Consider the following 625-nt stretch of genomic DNA (forward strand, 5'->3'; position numbering starts at 1 on the left):
ATGAGGTCGTGGCAGGCGTCGCAGACCACGAGGGTCTTGCGGCGCCGTCGTGCCATGGCCTGTGTCCACGGGGTTGGTTCGGATCGTGCGAGGTGGGCCAGGGCACGGACGTGGTGAACTTGGACTTGTCCGGGTTGTTGGCATAGTTCGCATCTGCCGCGTTGGAGCCGGTTGATCAGCTCGCTGCGGCGGGTGATCCGCTCCGGGTTGCGGTCGGCGAGGATCGCGGTTTTCTGCCGTCGCAAGGGAATTCCACCGAACCGTGCGACCAGTGGGGTGCTGGTGCCTCCGCGTTCAACGATGGCTTCGAAGCAGCGTCGTGGCCCATTGGGTGTCAGGATCTTCGCCTGATGTTTGGCGGCGATCCTGGTGGGCGTCGAGCGATGCTTGCTTGCCAGCGTTTTCAGCATCGAGCTCAGCATGGCCCAGCGCAGCCGGTGTAGCCGCCGGATGTTGCCGGCCAGCAGGTAGTACTGCACGATGCCCCGGTATTCGGTCCCGTAGATCCGGACGATGTCGTAGTCGCTGTAGTTGATCACCTGGGACCGGCGCGCGGGTTTGCCGCGCTCGCGATAAAGGGCGGTCTTGGCCTTGATCACCGAAGTGGGAACGCCCAGGCTGATCG

1 protein-coding gene is annotated in these 625 nt (G+C 64.2%); it reads right to left on the reverse strand.

Going from position 1 to position 625, the window contains the following annotated elements:
- Positions 1-625 (reverse strand): group II intron reverse transcriptase/maturase (locus NA4_RS38490; RefSeq protein ID WP_218022547.1); only part of this gene is annotated, 625 nt, incomplete at both ends.

The organism is Nocardia amamiensis NBRC 102102, from assembly GCF_001612745.1.
Classification (GTDB): domain Bacteria; phylum Actinomycetota; class Actinomycetes; order Mycobacteriales; family Mycobacteriaceae; genus Nocardia; species Nocardia amamiensis.